The organism is Hydrogenophaga sp. A37 (assembly GCF_002001205.1).
In the GTDB taxonomy this organism is placed as follows: Bacteria; Pseudomonadota; Gammaproteobacteria; order Burkholderiales; family Burkholderiaceae_C; genus Hydrogenophaga.
The window spans coordinates 1-23872 of the sequence record NZ_MUNZ01000051.1 but is presented as its reverse complement, the minus strand read 5'-3'; the positions used below and the strand labels follow the sequence as shown (position 1 = coordinate 23872).

Genomic DNA, 23872 nt, shown 5'->3' with positions numbered 1-23872 from the left:
GGCGGACAGAAAAATTTGGTTGGCCGGCCCATCAGCGACAGGATTCCGCGTCGGGGTGGACACGCGAAGAGCATGGTGATAATAGCGTTTTGGAGTTCCACCCATGCCATTGCGTCGGAGACAAATCGGAGCCGGCTTGCTGGGCCTTGCCGTCGCCAGTTCCGTGGCCGCCCCGGCGCTGGCAGCCACTCCATTGAGAGCGGCGAACACTCGGCGCGTGCGGGTGCTCTCGACCACCGACCGGCACACGGTGCAGCCACTGATCGAACACTTCGAACGCCGCCATGCCGACCTGCGGGTGGACTACGTCGAGCTGGGCAGCCTGCAGCTGTACCAAAGTTTCCTGCAACAGGACGAAGCAGCGTCCAACGCCGACGTGCTGTGGAGCTCGGCGATGGACCTGCAGATCAAGCTGGTCAACGACGGGTACGCCCTGCGCCATGAAAGCCCGCACGCAGCCGGGCTGCCGAAATGGGCGAACTGGAGGCACGAGGCCTATGGCACCACGCTGGAGCCGGTCGGCCTCGTCGTGAATCGGCAACTGCTGGGCGCCGGCGAGGTGCCACAGACGCATGCCGCGTTGACGGCGCTGTTGCTCGCCGACGTGCCGCGTTGGCGCGACCGCGTCGCCACCTACGACATTGAACGCGCCGGCCTGGGTTTCCTGATCGCGGCCCAGGATGCGATGGCAACACCGCGCTACTGGGAGCTGGCGCATGCGCTCGGCCGCTGCCGCGCCAGTCTGCATGCCGATACCCAGAGCATGCTCGACAGCGTGGCCGCCGGGCACACCTTGCTGGCCCACAACGTCCTGGGCAGCTATGCCGAAGTCTTCGCACGCAAGCGGCCGGAACTCAGCGTCATCTACTTGCAGGACTACACCCTGGCCGTGTCGCGCGTGGCCTTCGTCGCGCGCTCGGCGCCCAATCCGCAGGGTGCACGCTTGTGGCTCGACCACCTGTTGTCGGCGCCGGGCCAGCGCCTGTTGGCCGAGGCCGGCGGCCTGCAGGGGGTCCGGACCGACACCGCCCGGTCGCCGCGCCCACTCCCCTCGCTGCGGCCGATCGCGCTCGGGCCGGGGCTGCTGGCGCACCTGGACCAAAGCCAGCGCCTGGCCTTCCAGAGGCGCTGGAACCAGGCGCTGCGCCCGAGTTAGCGCGTTCACGGACGCGCCTGACCAAGCGTTCACCTCAATCTGTGCTTTCGCGAAGATGGACAACGCAGCCATGGGTGTGAAGGCGCGGGTTCACTAGGCAGCCTGCCTGGCAAGCGCGCGCTTGGTGCGTGCACGGATATTCAATGCTTCAACACCCAATGAAAACGCCATGGCCACATACACATACGCCTTGGGCACGTGCACATCGAAAGCCTCGGCAACCAGAAGTGTTCCCACCATGGTCAAAAAGGCCAAAGCCAAGACCTTGATGGAAGGATGCCGGTCCACAAAGTCTCCAATGGGTTTTGCAGCAAACAGCATGACGCCGACAGCGGCAACAACGGCAGCCACCATGACCGACAGGTTGTCCACCATGCCGACCGCAGTGATCACCGAATCGAGTGAGAACACGATGTCCACAACACCGATCTGTACGATCGTCCCCCAGAACACGGAGGCTCCCGCTTTCACGGACTCGACGCCTGCGCTCTCCTCCTTGGTCTCATGCACCTCGACTTCCAGAAAAATTTCATGGGAGGCCTTCCACAGCAGGAACAGTCCGCCGCCCAGCAGGATCAGGTCGCGTCCACTGATGGCCTGCATGAACACCGTAAAAAGGGGCGCGGTCAGCGTCATCACCCATGCCAGACTGAACAAGAGCGCAATGCGCGAGACCATGGCAAAGCCCAGCCCGAGGCGGCGCGCAAGATCGCGTTGCGCGGCAGGAAGACGCCCCACAAGAATGCTGATGAAAATGATGTTGTCGATGCCCAGCACGATCTCGAGCGCGGCGAGCATGAAGAAGGCGATCCAGATATTGGGATCCGAGAGCAGTTCCATGATGTCTCTCCTCTAGCGTTTCAGGATGATCTGGCCGTCCGACAGCCAGCACGCGGGGTTGGAGATGTCTATTTTCATGGCGCACCCGTTGACAAGGGCGTGGAGGCCGGCGCCCGGCGGCGCTTGAGCAGGCGCGGCACGATGAGCACGGCGGCCGTGATGGCCAGCACCGTGGCCGAGATCGGCTGCGTGAGGAACACCGTTGGGTCGCCCTGGCTGATGGCCAGCGCACGGCGCATCTGGGTTTCGGCCAGAGGCCCCAGGATCAAACCGACGATGGTGGGCGCCACCGGAATGTCGTAGCGGCGCATCGCGAAGCCGATCAGACCGATGCCGTACAGCAGAGCCAGGTCGAACCACGAGTTGCGCAGGCCATAGGCGCCCAGCGTGGCGAACACCAGGATGCCGGCGTACAGCAGCGGTCGGGGGATCGACAGCAGCTTGACCCACAGCCCGACCATCGGCAAATTCAGGACCAGCAGCAGCACGTTGCCCACATACAGACTTGCGATCAGGCCCCACACCAGTTGCGGCTCGCTGGCGAACAGCAGCGGGCCGGGCTGCAGGCCGTATTGCTGGAAGGCCGACAGCATGATCGCCGCTGTCGCGCCGGTGGGCAGACCCAGGGTCAGCAGCGGCACCAGCATGCCGGCGGCGGCCGCGTTGTTGGCGGCCTCGGGCCCGGCCACGCCTTCGATCGCCCCCTTGCCAAACTCTTCCGGGTGCTTGGTGAGTTTCTTCTCCGTGGCGTAAGACAGAAAGGTCGGGATCTCAGAGCCACCGGCCGGCATGGCGCCAAACGGAAAGCCGATGGCGGTGCCGCGCAGCCACGGTTTCCACGAGCGCGCCCAGTCCGACTTGCTCATCCACACCGAGCCCTTCACCGATTCGATCTTGTCGACGATGCGGTTCAGGTAGGTCGCGACGAACAGCGTCTCACCGACCGCGAACAGGCCGACCGCGACGATCACGATGTCGATGCCATCGAGCAGCTCGGGAATGCCCAGCGTCAGGCGCGGCTGACCGCTCTGGCTGTCGATGCCGATCAGGCCCAGCACCAGGCCAAAGAACAGGCTCGCCAGACCGCGCGCCGGCGAGTTGCCCAGGACGGCCGAGACGGTGACGAAGGCCAGCACCATCACCGCGAAGTACTCGGCCGGGCCGAACTTCAGCGCCACCTCCACCATCGCAGGCGCCGCCATCGTGAGCATCACCGTGGCCAGCGTGCCAGCCACGAACGAGCCGATCGCCGCCGTGGCCAGCGCCGGGCCGGCGCGGCCCCGCTTGGCCATCAGGTTGCCTTCCATGGCGGTGATGATGGTGGCCGATTCGCCCGGCGTGTTGAGCAGGATCGAGGTGGTCGAACCGCCGTACATGGCGCCGTAGTAGATGCCGGCGAACAGGATCAGCGCGCCGGTCGGCTCGAAGTTGGCGGTGGCTGGCAGCAGCAGTGCGATGGTCAGCGCCGGCCCGACGCCGGGCAGCACGCCGATGGCTGTGCCCAGCGTCACGCCGAGCAGGCCGAGCAGCAGGTTCTGGATGCTGAGCGCGACGGTAAAGCCGTCCATCAGGGCGGTAAAAGTGTCCATGTTTCAAGTCCCCCAACTCAGCCAGCCGGCCGGCAGGTGAAGGCCCAGCCCGCGCGTGAAGATGAAAAACACCGGCACCGCGAGCAGCACCGCGATCACGATGTCGCGGCCCGGGCGGTGGCTGCCGAAGCCGCGCGCGATCAGCGCGTACAGCAGCGCCGAGGCGATGATGAAGCCGGCCCAGCCGATCAGCACCATGTGCAGCAGCACCGCCAGACTGATCAGGCCGAAGGCGCGCCAGTCGGCGCCCTGGTGCGTGGTCTCGTCGTCCGGCATGGCCCGCCAACCGCCGGTCAGCGCTTGCCAGCCCAGCACCAGGCCGATCAGCGACAGGCCGCTGCCGATCAGGGTTGGGAACAGGCCCGGACCAACCCCGGAGTAGCCGGCCGCCGCCTTGACCAGGTTGCCCTGCCAGACGACGAAGGCGCCCAGCAGCACCATGCCCAGCGACAGCAGCGCCTCACCGCCCAGGGCCGGGCGGCCCGAGGACACGGGAGCCATGGAAGATGAACTCATGTTGAGCCTCTCGATCAGCTTCTTATTTCTTGGCCAGGCCAAGCGAGTTCACGATCTCGGTGATGCGCGGTTGCTCGGTGTCGAGGAATTTCTTGAACGCGTCACCCGACAGATAGAGGTCGGTCCACTCGTTCTTGTCCAGCGTTTCCTTCCACGAGGGCGTCTTCACGGCCTTGTCGATGGCCGCCACCAGCTCGGCCTTTTGCGCCTCGCTGATGCCGGGTGCGCCGAACAGCGCGCGCCAGTTGGCCATCACCACGTCGACGCCTTGCTCCTTCAACGTCGGCACATCCTTCACATCGGGCATGCGCTGTTCCGACGAAATCGCCAGCGCGCGCAGCTTGCCGGCCTTGATCTGGGGCGCGAACTCGCCCCAACCACTGACGCCGACCGTGACATGGCCGCCCAGAATGGCCGACTGCGCCTCGCCGCCACCGGCGTGCGCGATGTAGTTGATCTTGGTCGGATCGACGCCCGCGCTTTTGGCGATCATGGCCGCCAACAAATGGTCGGTGGCGCCGGCCGAGCCGCCACCCCAAGACACCGCGCCCGGGTTGCTCTTGAGCAGCGCGATCAGGTCCGACAGCTTCTGGATCTTGGACGACGCCGACACCACGACCACCTCGTACTCGCCGGTCAGGCGTGCCAGCGGCGTGACTTGCGTCAGGTTCACCGGCGAGCCGTTCACCAGGATGGCGCCGATCATCACCATGCCAGTGACCATCATGGCCTGAGGGTCGCCCTTGGACGAGGTCACGAACTGCGCCAGCCCAATGGTGCCGCCAGCGCCGGGCTTGTTGTCCACCGTCACGCGCTTGACGATGTCGCCGCTTTGCAGGGCGCGCTGCATCGAGCGGGCGGTCTGGTCCCAGCCGCCGCCGGGCGCGGCCGGGGCCAGGATCTTGACGGCGTCCAGCGCCATGGCGCAGGGGGTGGTGAGCAGCAGTGCGCTGCTGGCGATGGCGGCAAAAAGCTGCCGGCGTGCAAGAGCGATTTTCATCATGTCTGTCTCCATGTCATTGTTTTCGAGCGAATTCATTTTGTGGACGACCCGCGCGGGCAAGCTTTCGAAGAACTTTCAAACGGGTTGCTTTGAACTCGGTACTTACCCGGGTAGGGAAATCGATAGGGTGCGATGAAAGAGTTTCGAAAGCCGCCGCGCGGGGCCGCCTCCTAGCATCGCCAACACATTTGATCCACCCCGCACCAAGGACCACTATGAACATCACCGGCATGCTGCATGGCGCCCGTCTCCTCAAGCTGGCGGGCTTCCCGACCCCGGAAATTCTCGGCCCCGACGCGAGCGAATCCGAGATCAAGGCCCTGATCGTCAAACACGGCCAGGTCTTCATCAAGCCGGTGTTCAAGGGCGGCGTCGGCAAGAAGGGCAAGGCCGGGCTGGTCGGTCGCGCCACCGATCTGAAGACCGCGCTGTCCGAGAAGGAACGCCTGTATTTCTGCGAGCACCGTCACGGCAACCAGGTCGCCAAGTCCAACGGCGTGACCTTCGAGGCGGGCGTGCCGGCCGAGCACGAGGTCTACTTCTCGCTCACCGACAACACGCAATACCGGGCGCCCACCATGACCTTGACGCATCACGGCGGCATGGACATCGAGGAACTCGACAAGACCCAGATCGTCAGCGTGCCCTTCAACCCCTTGACGGGCCTGAAGGCCTTCATCGTGGCCAACGCGCTGTCGGAACTGAAGGCGCCCAAACAGATCATCTCGCCGCTGGTGCAGTTCCTGCCCAATCTGTGGGACCTGTTCCACGACTACGGCATGACGACGCTGGAGCTCAATCCGATCCGCCTGCGCCCCGACGCCAAGGGTCGGTTGACGCCGGTGGCCTGCGACTTCAAGTGCGGGTTTGATCGCGACGATCCGCGTTGGCAGCGGCTGAACCTGCCGGCCGACCTGTTCGCCGCCGACTACTCAGACTTCGAGCAGGAGATCAACCAGCTGCGCACCTACCAGGGCCAGAGCGATGTCTATGTGATCAACCCCAAGGGCACGATCCTCGCGCCGACCTTCGGCGGCGGCGCCAACTCGCTGGTCACGCAGATGCTGGGCGACGACGCCAGCATCTCGTCCGACTTCGGCGGCAATCCGCCCTACGAGAAGATGAAGGCGGTGGCGCGCATCTGCTTCAAGCACTGGCTCAAGCAGAGCAACGTGCTCTTCATCATCGGCGGCAAGAGCAACAACACCGACATCTTCGAGACCTTCCGCGCGATGGCCGATGCGCTGCGCGAGCACTTCGGCACCTACGGCGCGCAGCCGCTCTACCTGGTGGTGGGCCGCGGCGGCCCGAACCTGGTGCGCGGCATGGGCGTGATGCGCGACACCTGCGAGGCGCTCGGCATTCCCTACCGCATCTTTGGCTTCGACTCGGCGATGAGCGAGGTGGTGGACTACGCGCGGCGCGTCGACACCTGGATGAAGACGGGCGGACGCGCCGAGGTGGCGCGTGGCATGAAGCTGGCAGATTGAGGAGCACATGATGATCAGAAAAAGCGCAGGCAATTTCAAGTACTTCACCGGCGTCGAATCGCTGGCCCAGATCGCCACCCGAGAGGACCGGGTGTGCGTGCTCAACATCCTGGGCGGCGAGTCCAGCGAGGTCACGCCGGTCGGCCATGCCTGGAGCGGCGCCAACGTGGTGTTTGGTACCTCGCCGGGGCGGCACGGCCAGGTGCTGGAGACGCCGGCCGGCAACATCCCGGTCTACAACAATGTGCGCGAGGGTCTGGAGGCGGGCCATCGCTTCAATTGCGGCGTGGTCTACCTGCCGCCGAGCGCGGCCGACGACGGCGTTGTCGAGTTGATTCGCGTCAACCCCGAGCTCACCAAGATCTTCATTCCGACCGAAAAAATGAGCGTGCACGACGCGCGCGAGATCCGCGCCATGGCACAGCAGCGCGGCATCGACATCTTCGGCGGCAACAGCCTGGGCGTGGCCGATTCATGGAACCAGGTGCGCATCGGCGGCGCGCTGGGCGGCGACAGTCCGGGCGACACGCTCAAGAAGGGTTCGATCGCCATCCTGTCCAACTCCGGCGGCTTCACCACCACCATCGCGCAGTACCTGCGCATGGGCGGCTGGGGCACGACCACGCTGGTGTCGTCGGGCAAGGACGTCTACATCCACTACGCCGCACCCGAGTTTGCCTTCGCGCTCGGCAACGACGCGCGCAGCAAGGCAGCGGTGCTGTACTGCGAGCCGGGGGGCTACTACGAACTCGACGCCGAGTTCACCAAGCCCGTGGTGGCCTGCGTGGTGGGGCGCTGGAAGAGCAAGCTCACCCGCGCGGTTGGCCATGCCGGCGCGATGTCCGGCGGCGGCGACGACGCGGCGTCCAAGGAGCGCTGGTTCATGGAGAAGTTTGGGGTGAACGCGCTGTTCACGCCCGACAACCCGGTGTGCTCGGCCAAGGGCGCGGTGGTGGTCAACATCGCCGACATTCCAGCCGCACTGTCGGCGGTGATGGCGGCCAATGGCGTGCAGCCCGACTTCGCGCCCGAAGGCACGATGGAGCTGAAAGCCTGGTTCGGCTCCAACATGGGCGTCCGGCTGCCGGCCGAGCTGGACCTGCCGGTGGTGCGCGCGGTCGCGCCCTACGATGCCCAGGTCGATGCGATTGACAAACATGTCGGCACCGTGTTCGCGCGGGAAAGCATGAAGGACGCGTCCGGCGTGTCGCAGATGGATGCCAAGACGCAGGTGACGCGGCTCAACGGCGTGTCGGTGCTGGACGCGGCGCAGTATTCGCTGGAGGCCAATGTCGGCCTGGCCCTGCTCAAGGAGCCCGGCGGCGAGAACGACCGCAAGCTGGTGAGCGTGGCGGTCGGCGCCTGGTTGAACCTGCATGGCGAGGCCACGCTGGTGGCCGCGCAGGCCGCGCGCGATGCCGGCAACGCACCCAACGCCGTGCTGGCGGCGGCGCTGGCCATCGTCGGGCCGCGGCGCACCGGCCCGGCCCGGGCCATCGCCGGCCAGCTGATCGAGCGCTTCTCGGCAGCCGGGTTGAAGGATGCACTGGACGAGGGCTTCCCGCTCGATGGCCTGCCGGACACCCCTGAAGCCGAACTGATGCTGGGTGCGCACGCCGACCCGCTGGCCCAGGCCATGCTCGACGGCTTGCGCGCACGCGGGACCCGCTCGGTGTTCGTTCGCTACATCGAGAGCCTGGGCGGCCACCCCCGTGCCGAGGCCGTGCTGGCCGCCGTCACCACCACGCTGGGCTGGGGCCCTTTGATGCGCAAACGGGTCTCGCGCCTGACGGTGGAATGCCTGCCGGCCTGGATGCAATTGTTCGGCACCGCCATCGGCGCCTCGGTCGATGCCACGCGCCATGAAGCCACGCGTTTTTGCGGCATCGACGAGGTCGACCTGCTCGGCTCTCGCTCGCTCACCGACGTGGCCTTTGTCGCGCTGCTGCATGGCCAACCGAGCGCGAGCGACCTGTTCGCCTTCCAGACGCTGGTCGGCCTGTTGCTCTCCAATGGCCCGGGCACGATCTCGGCGCAGGGCGCCAAGGGTGCGGTCTCGTCCGACGGACCCGAGCAACCGGAGCGCGTGCAGCTCAACAAGGGCCTGATCGGCTTTCTCACGCACTGCGGCTACGCGCACGGCGGCAACGGCTTTGAAGGCGTGGCCTTTCTGCTGGAGCAGTTCAAGGACAGCGGCCTGAGCAACCCGGGCAGCGCGGCGCACGGTGTCGACATCGACGCGCTGGTGACGCGCTATGTCGAAGCCTATGCCCGCTACAAGAGCGACAAGAAGGTCAGCGGCAACCTCGACATCATGAAGATCCCCTGCGTGAACCACCCGGTGTTCAAGGACAAACCGGTCAACCTCGATCCGCGCGAGGTCTTCATTGGCGAGCTGATGAACAAGCGCGGCGAGCACAACGTGTTCCTGGCCTTCTACAAGGCCCTGGTGCAAAAGCTCTATGACGCGGGCGTGTCGCGCAACGTGTATTGCGTCAACGTCGATGCGGTGATCGCCGCGCTGCTGCTCAAGACCGTGTGGCCGGCCTACCGCGCCGGCACCATCCAGGCCGACGCGCTGGAGACGGCGGCGTTCACGGTCTTCCTGTACGCCCGCATGCTGGGCTGCGCCGCCGAGATCGACGACCACCTCAACCGCGGCCGCAACATGGACACGCGAGCCCCCGCCTCGGCCTGCCGCTTCATCGCCTGATACGGCTTTGCGCCGTCCGGACACGAACAACAAAGAGTGAGACCCTCATGAGCAACGACCTGAAGCAAGCCGCCCTCGACTACCACCGCTACCCCACACCCGGCAAGATCTCGGTGACGCCGACCAAGGCCATGGTGACCCAGCGCGACCTCGGGCTGGCCTACTCGCCCGGCGTGGCCGAAGCCTGCCTGGCCATCGTCGAAGACCCGCGCGAAGCCGGCAACCTGACCGCGCGCAACAACCTCGTGGCCGTCATCACCAACGGCACCGCCGTGCTCGGCCTGGGCAACATCGGCCCGCTGGCGGGCAAACCCGTGATGGAAGGCAAGGGCTGCCTGTTCAAGAAGTTCGCCGGCATCGACGTCTTCGACATCGAACTCGACGAGCTCGACCCCGACAAGCTCATCGACACCATCGCGCGCATGGAGCCCACCTTCGGCGGCATCAACCTGGAGGACATCAAAGCGCCCGAGTGCTTCTACATCGAGAAGAAGCTGCGCGAGCGCATGAAGATCCCGGTGTTCCACGACGACCAGCACGGCACTGCCATCGTCGCCGCCGCGGCCATCCTGAACGCACTGCGGCACGTCGGCAAGGACATCGCCTCAGTCCGGCTGGTCTGCTCCGGCGCGGGCGCCGCCGCGCTGGCCTGCCTGGACCTGATCGTCAGCCTGGGCCTGCCGATGCGCAACGTGTTGGTGTCCGACAGCAACGGCGTGGTCTACACCGGGCGCAAGGAGCAGATGGACCCGAACAAGGCCCGCTACGCGCAAGACACCTCGGCGCGCAAACTCGCCGACATCATCGAAGGCGCCGACATCTTCCTGGGCCTGTCGGCCGGCGGCGTGCTCAAGCCCGAGATGGTCAAGACCATGGCGCGCGACCCCATCATCCTGGCGATGGCCAACCCGACGCCGGAGATCCTGCCGGAGGAAGCGCTGGCGGTCCGGCCGGACGCGATCCTGGGCACGGGCCGCTCGGACTACCCGAACCAGGTGAACAACGTCTTGTGTTTTCCCTTCATCTTCCGCGGCGCGCTCGATGTCGGCGCCAGCACCATCAACGAGGAAATGAAGCTGGCCACGGTGCGCGCCATCGCGGCCCTGGCGCACGCCGAGATCCCGGAAAGCGTGGCCAAAGCCTATGGCGCCGCCGGCCTGCGTTTCGGCCGCGATTATTTGATCCCCAAGCCCTTCGATCCGCGCCTGATCGTGGCCGTGGCGCCGGCGGTGGCGCAAGCGGCGATGGACAGTGGTGTGGCCACGCGTCCGATCACCGACATGGACGCCTACCGCGCCGGCCTCACACGCTTTGTCTACCACTCCGGCTCGGTGATGCAACCGGTGATCGACGCGGCGCAGAAGGCGCCCAAGCGCGTGGCCTACGCCGAGGGCGAGGACGAGCGCGTGCTGCGCGCCGTGCAGATCGTCATCGACGAGGGCCTGGCCACGCCGATCCTGGTGGGACGCGCTGGCGTGGTGGCCCAGCGCATCAAGGACTTCGGCCTGCGCCTGGTGCCCGGGCGCGACTTTGAACTGGTCGACCCAGACACCGATGCGCGGGTGCCGCAAGCCGCCCAGGTCTATTACCAGCTCACGCGCCGCAAGGGCGTCACGCCGCTGGCCGCCGAGTCCACCCTGCGCCGCAACGCCACAGCGCTGGCCGCCATGCTGGTGTACCGTGGCGACGCCGATGCGCTGCTGTGCGGCGTGACCGGCGGCTATCGCGCGCACCTGGACGTGGTGGCCGATGTGATCGGTCTGCGCGAGGGCGTCGAGACGCTGGCGGCCATGAACCTGCTGATGCTGCCCGAGCGCACGCTGTTCATCTGCGACACCTACGTCAACGCCGACCCGAGCCCCGAACAACTGACCGAGATCGCCGTGCTGGCCGCCGACGCGGTGCGCCGCTTCGGCATCACGCCGCACATGGCGCTGTTGTCGCATTCGAGCTTCGGCAGCGAGGACACGGCCAGCGCGCACAAGATGCGCCGCGCGCTGGCGTTGATCCGCTCGCTCAAGCTCCCGTTCGAGGTCGAGGGCGAGATGCACGGCGATGCGGCGCTGTCCCTGGAGGTGCTCAACCAGGTGTTCCCCGGCTCGGCCCTCACGCGCGAAGCCAACCTGCTGGTGATGCCCACGCTGGACGCGGCCAACATCACCTTCAACGTCCTCAAAGCGGTCTCGGGCCACGGCATCACGGTCGGTCCGATCCTGCTCGGGCTGGCGCGACCGGCGCACATCCTGACGCCGACCGCAACGGTCAGGCGCCTGGTCAACATGACAGCGCTGGCGTCGGTGGACACCGCCTCCAAGTGGTCCAGCCACTCGGCCACCTCGGTGCTCGCGCAGATCCGCGCGGGATGACGCCGTCGCTTCACCGTTCCGTTTCCCCCGCATTCACACCGAAGGAGTTTTCATGTCCGATATCGTCATCGTCGCCGCGGCCCGCACTGCCGTCGGCAAATTCGGCGGCACCCTGGCCAAAACCGCCGCGCCCGATCTGGGCGCCCATGTCGTGCGCGGCCTGCTGGCCCAGGCCGGCGTGCCCGGCGACGCCGTCAGCGAAGTCATCATGGGCCAGGTGCTCACCGCCGGCGCCGGCCAGAACCCGGCGCGCCAGACCGTCATCAAGGCCGGCCTGCCGCAGGGCGTGCCGGGCCTGACCATCAACAAGGTCTGCGGCTCGGGCCTGAAGGCCGTGATGCTGGCGGCCCAGGCGATCAAGTGTGGCGACGCCGAGATCATCGTCGCCGGTGGGCAGGAGAACATGAGCGCGGCGCCGCACGTGCTGCCGGGCTCGCGCGACGGCCAGCGCATGGGCGACTGGAAGCTCATCGACACCATGATCACCGACGGCCTGTGGGACGTCTACAACCAGTACCACATGGGCACCACGGCCGAGAACGTGGCCAAGCAATACGGCATCACGCGCGAAATGCAGGACGCGCTGGCGCTGGCCAGCCAGCAAAAAGCCGCCGCCGCGCAGGACGCGGGCAAGTTCAAGGACGAAATTCTGCCGTTCACCATTCCCCAGAAAAAGGGCGAGCCCATCGTCTTTTCGGCCGACGAATTCGTCAACCGCAAGACCAGTGCCGAAGGCCTGGCCGGCCTGCGCCCGGCCTTTGACAAGGCCGGGTCGGTCACCGCCGGCAACGCCTCGGGTTTGAATGATGGCGCCGCCGCCGTGCTGGTGATGAGCGCGCAACGCGCCGCCGCGCTGGGCCTCACGCCGCTGGCGGTGATCCGCGCCTATGCCTCGGCCGGCCTCGACCCCAGCCTCATGGGCATGGGCCCGGTTCCGGCCTCCAGGCTGTGCCTGCAAAAGGCCGGCTGGTCGGCGCACGACCTGGACCTGATGGAGATCAACGAGGCGTTTGCCGCGCAGGCCTGCGCCGTGAACCAGGAGATGGAGTGGGACACCGCCAAGATCAACGTCAACGGCGGCGCCATTGCGATTGGCCACCCCATCGGCGCGTCCGGCTGCCGCATCCTGGTCACGCTGCTGCATGAGATGCAGCGCCGCGGCGCGAACAAGGGCCTGGCCTCGCTGTGCATCGGCGGCGGCATGGGCGTGGCGCTGGCCGTCGAACGCGCCTGAACGAAGTATTCACAACGAGGAGACACAACATGACACAAGCAACAACACGCGTGGTTCTGGTCACGGGCGGCATGGGCGGCCTGGGCGAGACGATTTCAACCAAGATGGTCGATGCCGGCTACAAAGTGGCCGTGACCTATTCGCCCGGCAACGCCAAACACGCCGACTGGGTGGCGCAGATGAAGGCCAACGGCTACGACATCCTCGCCGTGCCCTGCGATGTGACCGACATCGACTCCTGCGCCGGCGCCGTGGCCCGGGTGCAGGAGCAGCTCGGCCCGGTCGATGTGCTGGTCAACAACGCCGGCATCACGCGCGACATGACCTTCAAGAAGATGGACAAGGTGAACTGGGATGCGGTGCTGCGCACCAACCTCGACAGCCTGTTCAACATGAGCAAACAGGTCGCCGACGGCATGGTCGAGCGCAACTGGGGGCGCATCATCAACGTGTCCTCGGTCAACGGTTCCAAGGGCGCGTTCGGCCAGACCAACTACTCGGCCGCCAAGGCCGGCGTGCATGGCTTCACCAAGGCGCTGGCGCTCGAAGTGGCCAAAAAAGGCGTGACCGTCAACACCATTTCACCCGGCTACATCGGCACCAAGATGGTCACGGCGATTCCGCAGGAGGTGCTGGATTCCAAGATCCTGCCCAACATTCCGGTCGGCCGCCTGGGCAGACCCGAAGAGGTGGCCGGCTTGATCATTTACCTGGCTTCGGAGGAAGCCGCGTTCGTGACGGGGGCCAACATCGCCATCAATGGGGGTCAGCACATGCAATAGGGCATGGCCTGGATCAAGCGAGGAATTGATCAGCTTCGGGCACTTCGCGCCGGAGGCTACTTCGCTGGCGTGGCCCGGTCCATCCAGACCGGTTCGAGTTCGCGCCAGGCGCGTTGCACGTTGAAGCCGTGCCGCGCCGAATAGCCTTCCCAGTGCTGGAACGCTGGCAGGTTCACGCGCTCAATCTCCTGGGGCTGGGCGCCTTCGTCCATGGCTTGCAAGATGCGTTCGCGCAGGGACTGCAGGTAGTCGCGCGTGGCGGCCAGCGCGGGGGGCGGAACACCCTGACGCCCCTTTGACCACACCGTGGACAGCACCTGCTTCGGCTTCAGTGCGTCCAGCCGCGTGAGCGCCGCCAGCCAATCGTCCACCCTGCCCTGCGCCAACTCGGGCACGCGCCCCTGGTACACCAGCCCGCCGGCCCAAAGCAGGCGGTGGTGCGGGTTCCAGAGCACGAGGTCGCCTTCGGTGTGGCCCTGCTCCACGCGCATCACGCGCAGATCAAAAGCACCCACGCGCAGCCCATCGCCCTCGGCCAGGGTCCGGTTCGGCAGCACGATGTGGGTGCCGGCCATCGCCGCTTCGCCCACGCGCTGGGTGAGGCTGGCGAGGCAGTCCGGGCAGCGCTGCGCCATGCCCTCGCGCGTGGCGGCTGTGGCGAAGATGTCGACTCGACCGTCGGCCACCAGATCGGCAAAGGCCGAGTTGGCGAGCACGTTTTCCGAGTGAGCGTGGGTGTTGACGATCCAGCGCACGCGCGCCTTGAACCGGCACTCGATGGACCGGCGCAGCCGCAGGCCGTGGCGCTGGCTCGGCCCGGGGTCGATCACCATCGCCTCCCGCCCGCCCAGCACCACGCTGGTCGGCACCACGTGGCCCGCGTTCGCCGCAGACACGTCGCCCGCGCCCGGCGGCAGCCAGACCCACACGCCGGGTGCCACCGCCTGCCAGGGCACGGGCTCCAGAGCGCGGCAATCGGCGGCGGTTGGCGCGGCACGCGCGGCAACCGCGCCGAAGACCAACGCCAGCAGCGCCAGGCCACGACCCGCAGTTCGCCACCCGGTGGACAGACCGCTCATGTGCCACGCACCTCGCGGCGCAGGGCCGCCAGCATCAGCGGCTCAAGCCCCAGGTGGCCGCTGAGCGGCAGCGCGAGCGTGGCCGATCCCGGCGCGAGCCGCTGCCCCAGCGCCGCCCAGCCGCGGCTGTTGGCCGGCGGGCAGATGGCGTCGCAGCGCCCGTGCACCCAGGCCACGGGCACACCGCGTTGCGCCAGCGTGCGCACGGCCCGGTCCAGCTCACCGGGCCGCACGAACCCCCGGTGCAACAGGTAGTGCGACTGGACGCTGTATTGGCGCTGCAAGGCCAGGTCGTCGCGCCCGGCAGGGCGCTCCAACGCCGCTGCGCGCTGGCGGGCGCCGCGCCGAAGCGAGGCCCATGCGCCGCGCAACGCAGGCGCCGATTCGGGTTGCTGCAGTGCCACATGAACCAGGGCGCGCCGCAGGCCCCGCTCGGCATCTCGCATCTCAAGCAAGGCCCACCGCCGCGCCGCGCGCAGCGATGCAACAGCGGGTGTACCAGTTTGAAGCAACTGTCGCAGTCGGCTGAGCAAGGCGGGCAGCGACGTGCCCGGCGCGGTGGGCCATGAGCGCGGCGCAGGCCTCATGGTTTTCCCTGACCTGCGGGCGCCTTGCAGCAGCCCGCCGACCTCGCGACGGCGCAGCGCGAAGGCGCCGCGCAACACCAGGCGCTCCACCCGCTCGGGATGGCGCTGGGCATACGCCAGTGCCAGCACCGTGCCCCAGGAACCCGCAAGGATGGACCAGCGCTCCAGCCCCAGATGCACCCGCAGCGCCTCCACGTCGGCCACCAGCGCGTGGGTGTGGTTGTGCACGGCGCGGCCCTGCGGACGGCTGTTGCCGCAGCCGCGCTGATCGGGCGCGATGGCCCAGTGCCGAGCGAGATCGAGCGGCGAAAGCATGCCGGGCTGACAACGGCCGCCCGGGCCGCCGTGCAACAGCAACCACGCGCCGCCTTCGGGGTTTCCCCTGAGTCGAAACGCCATGTGGTGCGGCGCGTCCAGCGGCAGGTACAGGGGTCGGTGCCAGGGACGCTGCGCGGCCTGAGCCCACCGGTCGCTGGGGCTCCAGGTCGCAGGCTGTTTCGTGGCATCGATATTGCTATTCATGGTTGCGACTTGAGGTGCAGTGGTGCAAACAAGTCGGCAGACATGTTTCATGCCAACCCACTCTATCGGAGACACACCATGCAATGGACCACCCCCGCTTTCACCGACCTGCGTTTCGGTTTTGAAATCACGATGTACATCGCCAACCGCTGACCACCGGCGGTTCCGCTTCAAAGCGCACGGGTGCACAACGCGTGCGCTTTTTTTCTTCCCTTTTTTCCTGAACGTCTGACACGTTCCGGCTCAGTCTATGCGCATCCGTGTCCTGGGTTCTTCGGCCGGTGGTGGCTTTCCGCAATGGAACTGCAACTGCCCCAACTGTGATGGTCTGCGTCGGGGCACCGTCAAGGCTACGGCCCGCACGCAATCGTCCATCGCCATCAGTGCCGACGGCACCGACTGGCTGCTGGTCAACGCCTCGCCCGACATCCTCCACCAGATCCGCGACAACCCTGAACTGCAGCCCGCCCGCACCATCCGCGACAGCGGCATCGCCGCCGTGCTGCTGATCGACGCGCAGATCGACCACGTGACCGGCCTGCTGATGCTGCGCGAGCGCCGGACACCGCTGCCCCTGCTGGCCACGCCCGAGGTGTTCTCGGACCTGTCCGACGGTTTTCCCATCACCCGCATCCTTTCGCACTTCTGCGGCGTGGACCGCCACGAGCTGCCCATCGACGGCCGCACGCTGACCGTGCCCGGCCTTCCCGATATGCAACTGCAGTGCGTGTCGCTCTCGTCCAAGCCGCCGCCGTATTCACCGTTTCGCGGCAACCCGCGCCCGGGCGACAACATCGGCCTGGTGATCACCAACCCGCTGAACGGCCAGCGCGCGTTCTACGCGCCCGGCCTGGGCGAGGTCACGCCCGCGTTGCTGGAGCTCATGACCAGTTGTTCGGTGGTGTTGGTCGACGGCACCTTCTGGACCAACGACGAAATGCAGCGCATGGGCCTGCACAGCAAGAGCGCCACCGACCTGGGCCACCTGCCACAAAGCGGGCCGGGCGGAATGATCGAGCAGCTCGACAAGTTGCCCACCGGCGTGCGCAAGGTCCTCATCCACATCAACAACACCAACCCCATGCTGGTGGAAGACTCCGACGAACGCGCCGAACTCACGGCCCACGGCATCGAAGTCGCCCACGACGGCATGGACATTGTTTTTTAAAGCCCGCACCATGGAAATCGCCCAAGCCATCCACACCAACAGCCACCTGCCCGCCTGGAGCCCAGAGGTCTTCGAGGTCCAACTGCGTGAGAAGGGCCGCAGCTACCACATCCACCACCCGTTCAACGTGCGCATGAACACCGGCGGCTGCACGCCCGACGAGCTGCGCTGCTGGGTGTCCAACCGCTTTTATTACCAGATCTGCATCCCGCGCAAGGACGCGGCCATCCTCGCCAACATGCCCGACCGCGCGCACCGCCGGCTGTGGATTGAGCGCATCCTCGACCACGACGGCCACGGCGATTACGAGGGCTCGGCCGCGGGCGGCATCGAGACCTGGACGCGGCTGGGCGAGGCGGTCGGCATCTCGCGCGAAGACCTGTGGTCTTTGCAGGGCGTGGCGCCCGCGGTGCGCTTTGCCTGCGACGCCTACGTGAACTTCGCGGCCAAGGCACCGTGGCAGGAAGCCGTGTGCTCCTCGCTGACCGAAATGTTTGCGCCGCAGATCCACAAGGACCGCCTCGCCACCTGGCCCACGCACTACCCCTGGATCGAGGCCAGCGGCCTGGCCTATTTCCGCAGCCGCATCCCGCTCGCCACACGCGATGTGGAACACGGCCTGCAGGTCACGCTCTCGTACTTCAATACCCGCGAAGCGCAGCACCGCGCGCTGGACATCCTGCAGTTCAAATTGGACATTCTCTGGACCATGCTGGATGCGATTGAAAAGGCCTGTCAATGAGCAACGCGTTGCCCGAGCGCCCCAAGCTCTCGCGCCGCTTCCGCCTCCAGTACGAGGAAGCGCAGAGCCGGTGGGTGCTGCTGTACCCCGAGGGCATGGTGCAGCTCAATCCGAGCGCGGCAGAGATATTGAAACGCTGTGACGGCGAGCGCACGATTGACACCATCGTGGGCGAACTTGAAGCAGCCTTCAACGCACAGGGCCTCGCCCCAGAAGTCCGCAACCTCCTCGAAGAAGGACAACGCCGTGGCTGGATTGAATAGAGCGACACCCCCGCCGTGCTTCGCACGACCCCCTCAAGGGGGCCACGCTGGCGGCCCGGCAAAGCCGGTTCCGCGGCGTGCTCGGTTGTGCTTCCAACAACCCCAAGCCTGTGCCTTTCAACCATGACCTTGATGGCTGAAAACCCCATCGCCGCCGGCCCACCGCTGTGGCTGCTGGCGGAGCTGACCTACCAGTGCCCGCTGCACTGCGTGTTTTGCTACAACCCCACGCAACACGCCAAGGTGACGGACGAACTGAGTACCGCGCAGTGGGTGGACGTGATGACGCAGGCGCGCAAGCTCGGCGCGGCGCAGTTGGGCTTCTCGGGCGGCGAGCCGATGCAACGCGACGACCTCGAAGAGCTGGTGCAGGAAGCGCACCGCCTGGGCTACTACACCAACCTCATCACCTCCGGCGTGGGCCTCACGCCTGCGCGCGCGCAGAAGCTGAAAGACGCCGGGCTCGATCACGTGCAGCTCTCGTTCCAGGACTCCACCAAAGAGCTGAACGACTTTCTCAGCCACACAAAAACCTTCGAGCTCAAGCAGCGCGTGGCCAAGCTGATCAAGCAGCACGACTGGCCGATGGTGATGAACTGCGTGCTGCACCGGCACAACCTGCCCCACGTGCGCAAGATCATCGAGATGGCGGTGGCGCTGGAAGCCGAGTACCTGGAGCTGGCCAACACGCAGTACTACGGCTGGGCCTGGATCAACCGCGACCACCTCATGCCCACGCGCGAAGAACTCGTGGAGGCCGAGGCTGTGGTCAACGCCTTCCGTGCCGAGCAGGACGCAAAAGCCACGGGCCAGAAATGCCGCGTGCTCTTCGTCGTGCCCGACTACTTCGAAGAACGCCCCAAGGCCTGCATGAACGGCTGGGGTGCGGTGTTCCTCTCCATCGCACCCGACGGCCTGGCCATGCCCTGCCACAACGCGCGCGACCTGCCCGGCCTGCAACTGCCCAACGTGAAAGACGTGTCAATTGCCGACATCTGGCAGCGCAGCAACGCCTTCAACACCTACCGCGGCGACGCGTGGATGAAGCCGACCTGCCGCAGCTGCGACGAGCGCCACAAGGACTTCGGTGGCTGCCGCTGTCAGGCCTTCCTGATCACTGGCGACCCGGCCGAGACCGACCCGGTGTGCAGCAAGTCGGCCCACCATGAAAAGGTGGTGGCGGTGGTTCGAGACGCACCCAAACGCCGGAACATCCCCATCGTGTTCCGTAGCGACGCAGAGTCGCGGGCATTGCATCCGTTGCCATGAGATGAGTTCGCCTCCATCGCCCCAGGCCAACGCCACCCACCGCATGTTCGGCGCCCTGCTGGTGCGTCACCTGCCGGGCAGTCGGCACGCGCCGCTCTCCATCGAGCGCGCCGACCAGGGCCTGTTCCTGCTCTGGCTGGCCTTCATGGGGCTGCTGGCCTTTGCAGCGCTGCTGCTCTGGCAGGCGGGCGCCTGGCACCGGCTGATCGAGGCCGACCCGACGCGCCTGACCGTTGTGATCGTGCTGATGTTCATCGGCTGCTCGGGCTGGGCCGGGCAGCGCGCCTGGGTGCTCGGCCGCCAGCGCACCGCGCTCGACCTGGCGCAACACACCGGCCAACACGCCGGCAGCTGGAGCGGCGAGTTCCTGCACGGTACGGCGCAGCCCGGCGCCGACCGCGCCTCTTGGCTGCTGGTGTTGGGCGAACGCGCCCATGGCGCGCACGAAATGGCCTGGTGGCTCAACGGCATCCAGCTCAAGCTCGGCCTGCTCGGCAAGGTGATCGGCTTCTCCATCCTCGCGCTCAACCTCGGCCAGCTGGAGAGCTTCGACCCCAGCCAGAGCGCGCAGCTGCTCAAGAGCCTCACCGGCGGCCTGGGTATCGCACTGCTCACCACGGTGACCGGGCTCACCGGCAACATCCTGCTCGGCCTGCAACTCATGCGGCTGGACCGTTTTGCCGACGCGCTGGTGGCCGATGCGCTGGCGCTTTCATTGGCGTCTGACGGAGCGAGCGATGGCCATCGGCCGACCGGTCCGTGACACCGAGACCGATCCGTTCTACGACATGTTGTTCAACATGTTGATCGCCTTCGTCTTCTGTTTCGTCATCGCCATCCTCGCCTTCAACCCCAACGCTCGCAAGGCCGGCGATGTGCCGGCCAAGGCCGAGTTCATGGTCACCGTCTCGTGGCCCGACAACAACCCCAACGACGTCGACGCCTGGGTCATGGAGCCCGGCGGCAAGACGCTGTGGTTTCGCCAGCGCGACGCCGGCCTGCTGCACCTGGACCGCGACGACCGCGGCGCCAAGAACAGCAGCGTGCTGGTGAACGGGCGCGAGTTCAGCAGCCCCATCCGGCAAGAGATCGTCACCCTGCGCGGCATCGTGCCCGGCGAGTACGTGGTCAACGCCCACTACTACGACAGCAAAGACCAGCAGCCGGTGGACGTGAGGGTGGCGGTGGTCAAGGTCAACCCGCAGGCCGAAATCGTCTTCACCGGCACACAGCAGATCCCGCGCAAGGGCGACGAGCGCACCCTGGTGCGCTTCACGCTCGACGAAAGCGGCCGCGTGACCGACCTCAGCACACAGCCCAAGACCATCGTGCAGCGCACGGGACTCTGACTCACCGACAACAACAAGCACCCATGATCCCCGCCGTTTCCTCGCAGCTCTTGCTGCTCGCCCTCGTCTACGCGCTGCTGGCCTTTCTGCTGCTCGCCCTGTGCCTGGGCACGCGCTGGCACTGGGGCCTCAAAGCCGCAATGGTGCTGCTGGTCAGCGGCTTCTACGCCTTCGGGCACCAGACCTTCAAAGGTGTTTCGGGCTGGCCGGCCGAAGATCAACTGCCCCAGCGCTTCGTGCTGCTTTCAGCCGTGTTCGACGAACCCAGCCCCGGGCGCGGGCACAAGGGCGCGATCTACCTCTGGGTCAACCCCATGAAAGACAACCAGCCGCTGGAGATGCCACGCGCCTTCAAGCTGCCCTACGAAAAAGACCTGCACCGCATCCTAGGCGACGGCATCAAAAAAGCGCGCGATGGCAACACGCAACTCGGCGAAACCGAGCCGCGACGCGGCCAGGGTGGCCTGGCCTGGCTGCTGCCCGCCAGCAACGACAAGGTGGAAATCAAGCTGCGCGATTTGCCACGCGCACAACTCCCCGAAAAATGAACAGCGCCGCCAACAAGCACCTCCCCGCATGGCTCCCTCTCCCCCTGGGAGAGGGCGGGGGTGAGGGCCCGCGAGCCCACATGCCACTCGTCATCACCATCGCAACCCTGCTCCTCTCCGCCTGCAGCGGCAGCAATCAGGGCAATGAATGGTTCCCCCTGCGCGAAGGCGCTGAGCAGACCCTTGCCGTGACCTACACGATGGACGAACCGCGCGAGCCCGAGCAGTGGACGATGCGCGTCCAAGCGCCCGAAACCTACCAGGACCAGCCCGTGGCCGTGCGCCACCACTCGGCCGGCGTGAGCTATTACCTGAAGGTGGACGAACAAGGCGTGCGCCGCATCGCCACCCGCACCGACATCGACAATCAGCCCACGGCCGATGCCGAACCCGTCTGGGTGCTCAAGGCGCCCTATCAAGTGGGCACCGAGTGGACCACCGCCACCGTTCCCTACCTGATCCAACGCAAGAACGAGTACCCGCGCGACCTGAAATACACCCACAAGGCGCAGATGACCTGGCGCATCGAAGCGGTGGACGACAGCGTGAAGCTCGCCGACGGCAGCGAACACCAGCCCTGCCTGCGCGTGGTCGGCCAAGCGCGGCTGAACCTCTACACCGACCCGGTCAACGGCTTCACCGACGTGCCGCTGATCAGCCGCGAGTGGTATTGCCAGGGCGAGGGGCTGGTGAAGTTTCAGCGCGAGGAAAAAGTGCCCAGCGGGTTTCTGACTGGGGGAGTGCTCAGCGCTGAGTGGGTGCGGTAGCTGGGGTCGCTCGCTATTGCCATACCCGTCAACATTTTCGGCCAACCCCGTCTGACTTCGAATACCAACATGCCCAACTGAGTTTCCTGGCCAACAGAGCGTGTGGTCGAAATTGTGTCGACAGCGACGACAAAATCGGGAAGGAAACGGCTAAGCAACCGCCAGCCGTGCCGCCGTCTTCGCCGTGTTCGACACCACCCACAAGCGCAGCTTCTCCAGAAACACGCGCCCGCTGGGCGCGAGCAGCGGCGCCAATTCATCGCACGCCGCATGCAGCGCAGCCGGCAACTGACGCGCCAGTTCGGCAGCGGTCTTTTGCAAGAACGGCGCCCCCATGCCCAGCTCGCGCGCCAGCGCAGCCACCTGCTCTCGTCCCACGCTGCCAGGCAGCACTTCACCGCCCAGGCTGAATGCGAATTCTCGCGAGAGGCCGGGGTAGATGCGGGTGCACATGAGGTCGTAAAACGGGGTCAACCGTGTTCCAACACCGAGCAGTTCGTAGATGGACAGGTTCTTGGCGTGGCTGTCGTTGTTGCCGGTGTAGAGGTTGAAGAACACCCACTGCACGAGGTGGCGCAAGTCCACCGCCGGCTGGCTGCTGGTGCGGCGCACGATGGCGGCGCACGCGGCGAGGCTGGGGCCGCCTTCTTTCTCGTACTTCTTTTCAGACACGGTGCCGGCGAGCTGGCACAGGTCGTACTGGATCAGGCGGTCCAGCCCGCCGTCGGCGCGCGCCACGCGGTCGAAACGTCGCACCACGCAGGCGCGGGTGAGCGGCTCGTAGAACACTTCAGCGGTGGGCAGGCCGCAGCGCGCGGCGGTGCGCATGATCACGGTTTCGTTCACCGCGGATTCGCGCACCTTGGCCAGGCGGCGGATGTCGGGCTTGAGGATGTGGGTGGACGGCGCGGTGCCGCGTGGCAGCTGGGGAACGCCGTCGGCAAAGAGAGCGATGCTGGCCTTGTCTTGTGCGCCCGCGAGCGAGATGCGGGCGTCGCCGCCCTGCAGATCAATGGCCGCCGCGGACTTGGCCTTGAGAACGACCGCCAGCGCTGCCCATGTGGTGGCCTCGTAGCGGGCCGGCTGCTGCGCCTGGCCGGCAGGCAGCAGCACGAAGCCCCCGGCCGTATCACCCGCCACCTCCAGCAGCATGGCAAACAGGGTGGAGGCTTTGCGCTGCGCAGAAAGGTAGACGCGCAACTCACCTTCGGGCAACAGGTTTTCAAAGAAGGCCTGCACGGCATCGGACTGCTGCGGGCCGGACATCAAGGGAATGGCGGCCACGGGCCGGGGCGGGGCGCGCTGCAGCCAGGCGGGTGCGTATTCAAAAACGAGGGGCGAAGCGTCGCGCACCGCGCCCACGCGTTCGGTGCCGAAGAATACGTCCAACGTGTCGGGCCGGGCCATCAGGATGCCTGCTGCGACTTGGGCCGCACCACCACCTCCAGCCCCAGCAGATCCAGCAGATCCAGCACCTTTTGCAGCTGCACCGTGGGTTTGCCGTTTTCCAGATCGACGATGAAGCGGTTGCCGGTGTTGCCGAGGCCAGCCACGTCGAGCTGACGGAGGGCAAGCCGGGTGCGCTGGCTTCGCACGAGGGCACCGAGCTCGGTCGAGGTCTTGACGACCGCTGCCCGATCAGCCGAATGACCGACCGGGACTTTAGGGGAGTTGGGCATGGGTGCACACCTGGTTGATTACCTATCGGTAATTCTGTGTGCACAACCTCATTGGGTCAAGGAAAAAATGACCGAGCGGTCATTGATGAACAGAGCCACGATGGAAGGCGGGCTGTGCTGCGCATGGCAGACCCCCGCCCCATTCCATCCAAGCGGCAACGCATCACATCGCGGGCATGCACCCCGCGCGGCGCGTCACCGGGCCGGATC

The 23872-nt window shown here is 66.5% G+C and carries 24 protein-coding genes; 16 read left to right on the top strand and 8 right to left on the bottom strand.

Annotation, left to right across the window (positions count from 1 at the left end; genetic code table 11):
- Nucleotides 1–103 precede the first annotated feature (103 nt).
- Entirely contained in the window at nucleotides 104–1156 is a 1053-nt protein-coding gene (locus tag B0E41_RS01500) for an ABC transporter substrate-binding protein (protein ID WP_077328079.1), read from the top strand.
- A gap of 93 nt (nucleotides 1157–1249) precedes the next feature.
- Here B0E41_RS01500 and B0E41_RS01495 read toward each other — a convergent pair whose 3' ends face one another.
- The 4 genes from B0E41_RS01495 to B0E41_RS01480 all read right to left on the bottom strand — a co-directional run bounded on the left by B0E41_RS01495 (nucleotide 1250) and on the right by B0E41_RS01480 (nucleotide 5104).
- Entirely contained in the window at nucleotides 1250–1996 is a 747-nt protein-coding gene (locus B0E41_RS01495) for a TerC family protein (protein WP_077328076.1), read from the bottom strand.
- A 74-nt stretch (nucleotides 1997–2070) separates the two neighbouring features.
- On the bottom strand, nucleotides 2071–3585 hold the full coding sequence (locus tag B0E41_RS01490) for a tripartite tricarboxylate transporter permease (protein WP_077328074.1): 1515 nt from the start codon (nucleotides 3583–3585) through the stop codon (nucleotides 2071–2073).
- A gap of 3 nt (nucleotides 3586–3588) precedes the next feature.
- Nucleotides 3589–4101, bottom strand: a complete 513-nt coding sequence (locus B0E41_RS01485) for a tripartite tricarboxylate transporter TctB family protein (protein WP_077328072.1) — start codon at nucleotides 4099–4101, stop codon at nucleotides 3589–3591.
- A gap of 22 nt (nucleotides 4102–4123) precedes the next feature.
- A complete protein-coding gene (locus B0E41_RS01480; protein ID WP_253194531.1) occupies nucleotides 4124–5104 on the bottom strand; it encodes a tripartite tricarboxylate transporter substrate binding protein in 981 nt (326 codons plus the stop codon).
- A 215-nt stretch (nucleotides 5105–5319) separates the two neighbouring features.
- Between B0E41_RS01480 and B0E41_RS01475 the strand changes: the two genes are divergently transcribed.
- From B0E41_RS01475 to phbB, 5 genes are read left to right on the top strand one after another with little or no spacing between them, the layout of a single operon-like run.
- Nucleotides 5320–6594: an ATP citrate lyase citrate-binding domain-containing protein gene (locus B0E41_RS01475; RefSeq protein WP_077328070.1), complete on the top strand. Its 1275-nt coding sequence runs from the start codon at nucleotides 5320–5322 to the stop codon at nucleotides 6592–6594.
- A 10-nt stretch (nucleotides 6595–6604) separates the two neighbouring features.
- Nucleotides 6605–9307 carry a CoA-binding protein gene (locus B0E41_RS01470; protein ID WP_077328115.1) on the top strand — a complete coding sequence of 901 codons (2703 nt, stop codon included), beginning with the start codon at nucleotides 6605–6607 and terminating at the stop codon, nucleotides 9305–9307.
- A gap of 47 nt (nucleotides 9308–9354) precedes the next feature.
- Nucleotides 9355–11673, top strand: coding sequence for an NADP-dependent malic enzyme (locus B0E41_RS01465; RefSeq protein ID WP_077328068.1), 2319 nt, complete (start codon nucleotides 9355–9357; stop codon nucleotides 11671–11673).
- A 52-nt stretch (nucleotides 11674–11725) separates the two neighbouring features.
- Complete coding sequence (locus B0E41_RS01460; RefSeq protein ID WP_077328052.1) at nucleotides 11726–12907, top strand: acetyl-CoA C-acetyltransferase; 1182 nt, start codon at nucleotides 11726–11728, stop codon at nucleotides 12905–12907.
- A 29-nt stretch (nucleotides 12908–12936) separates the two neighbouring features.
- Complete coding sequence (phbB, locus tag B0E41_RS01455) at nucleotides 12937–13689, top strand: acetoacetyl-CoA reductase (RefSeq protein WP_077328050.1); 753 nt, start codon at nucleotides 12937–12939, stop codon at nucleotides 13687–13689.
- Between the two features lie 56 nt (nucleotides 13690–13745).
- On the opposite strand, the gene B0E41_RS01450 is transcribed toward phbB, so the two are convergent.
- Together B0E41_RS01450 and B0E41_RS01445 are read right to left on the bottom strand one after the other, a co-directional pair.
- Nucleotides 13746–14768, bottom strand: coding sequence for an MBL fold metallo-hydrolase (locus tag B0E41_RS01450; RefSeq protein ID WP_077328048.1), 1023 nt, complete (start codon nucleotides 14766–14768; stop codon nucleotides 13746–13748).
- On the bottom strand, nucleotides 14765–15877 hold the full coding sequence (locus tag B0E41_RS01445) for an alpha/beta fold hydrolase (RefSeq protein ID WP_171984632.1): 1113 nt from the start codon (nucleotides 15875–15877) through the stop codon (nucleotides 14765–14767). The genes B0E41_RS01450 and B0E41_RS01445 overlap by 4 nt, the downstream gene beginning before the upstream one ends.
- Before the next feature lie 78 nt (nucleotides 15878–15955).
- Here B0E41_RS01445 and pqqA point away from each other — a divergent pair, with 78 nt between their 5' ends.
- The 9 genes from pqqA to B0E41_RS01400 all read left to right on the top strand — a co-directional run bounded on the left by pqqA (nucleotide 15956) and on the right by B0E41_RS01400 (nucleotide 21983).
- The gene (gene pqqA / locus B0E41_RS01440; protein WP_068167214.1) at nucleotides 15956–16030 is read left to right on the top strand and encodes a pyrroloquinoline quinone precursor peptide PqqA; all 75 of its coding nucleotides are present in this window, start codon (nucleotides 15956–15958) and stop codon (nucleotides 16028–16030) included.
- A gap of 97 nt (nucleotides 16031–16127) precedes the next feature.
- Complete coding sequence (gene pqqB / locus B0E41_RS01435; RefSeq protein ID WP_077328043.1) at nucleotides 16128–17045, top strand: pyrroloquinoline quinone biosynthesis protein PqqB; 918 nt, start codon at nucleotides 16128–16130, stop codon at nucleotides 17043–17045.
- Nucleotides 17046–17055: 10 nt separating this feature from the next.
- Nucleotides 17056–17787 carry a pyrroloquinoline-quinone synthase PqqC gene (pqqC, locus tag B0E41_RS01430; RefSeq protein WP_077328041.1) on the top strand — a complete coding sequence of 244 codons (732 nt, stop codon included), beginning with the start codon at nucleotides 17056–17058 and terminating at the stop codon, nucleotides 17785–17787.
- Nucleotides 17784–18050, top strand: coding sequence for a pyrroloquinoline quinone biosynthesis peptide chaperone PqqD (gene pqqD / locus B0E41_RS01425; protein ID WP_077328038.1), 267 nt, complete (start codon nucleotides 17784–17786; stop codon nucleotides 18048–18050). Before pqqC ends, pqqD begins: the two co-directional genes overlap by 4 nt.
- 132 nt (nucleotides 18051–18182) lie before the next feature.
- Nucleotides 18183–19319, top strand: coding sequence for a pyrroloquinoline quinone biosynthesis protein PqqE (pqqE, locus tag B0E41_RS01420; RefSeq protein ID WP_143433610.1), 1137 nt, complete (start codon nucleotides 18183–18185; stop codon nucleotides 19317–19319).
- A gap of 1 nt (nucleotide 19320) precedes the next feature.
- Nucleotides 19321–20082 carry a MotA/TolQ/ExbB proton channel family protein gene (locus tag B0E41_RS01415; RefSeq protein ID WP_216350718.1) on the top strand — a complete coding sequence of 254 codons (762 nt, stop codon included), beginning with the start codon at nucleotides 19321–19323 and terminating at the stop codon, nucleotides 20080–20082.
- A complete protein-coding gene (locus B0E41_RS01410) occupies nucleotides 20057–20668 on the top strand; it encodes a hypothetical protein (RefSeq protein WP_077328034.1) in 612 nt (203 codons plus the stop codon). Before B0E41_RS01415 ends, B0E41_RS01410 begins: the two co-directional genes overlap by 26 nt.
- 23 nt (nucleotides 20669–20691) lie before the next feature.
- Nucleotides 20692–21216 carry a hypothetical protein gene (locus tag B0E41_RS01405; RefSeq protein WP_077328032.1) on the top strand — a complete coding sequence of 175 codons (525 nt, stop codon included), beginning with the start codon at nucleotides 20692–20694 and terminating at the stop codon, nucleotides 21214–21216.
- Nucleotides 21217–21296: 80 nt separating this feature from the next.
- Nucleotides 21297–21983, top strand: coding sequence for a hypothetical protein (locus tag B0E41_RS01400; RefSeq protein ID WP_077328030.1), 687 nt, complete (start codon nucleotides 21297–21299; stop codon nucleotides 21981–21983).
- A gap of 150 nt (nucleotides 21984–22133) precedes the next feature.
- Here B0E41_RS01400 and B0E41_RS01395 read toward each other — a convergent pair whose 3' ends face one another.
- Together B0E41_RS01395 and B0E41_RS01390 are read right to left on the bottom strand one after the other, a co-directional pair.
- Complete coding sequence (locus B0E41_RS01395) at nucleotides 22134–23390, bottom strand: type II toxin-antitoxin system HipA family toxin (RefSeq protein WP_077328029.1); 1257 nt, start codon at nucleotides 23388–23390, stop codon at nucleotides 22134–22136.
- A complete protein-coding gene (locus tag B0E41_RS01390) occupies nucleotides 23390–23662 on the bottom strand; it encodes a helix-turn-helix domain-containing protein (RefSeq protein ID WP_077328027.1) in 273 nt (90 codons plus the stop codon). The genes B0E41_RS01395 and B0E41_RS01390 overlap by 1 nt, the downstream gene beginning before the upstream one ends.
- On the opposite strand from B0E41_RS01390, the gene B0E41_RS27305 reads away from it, so the two are divergent.
- Nucleotides 23661–23872: hypothetical protein (locus B0E41_RS27305; RefSeq protein ID WP_216350717.1), on the top strand; the 212-nt coding region annotated here is incomplete at its 3' end. The two genes, B0E41_RS01390 and B0E41_RS27305, sit on opposite strands and share 2 nt — an antisense overlap.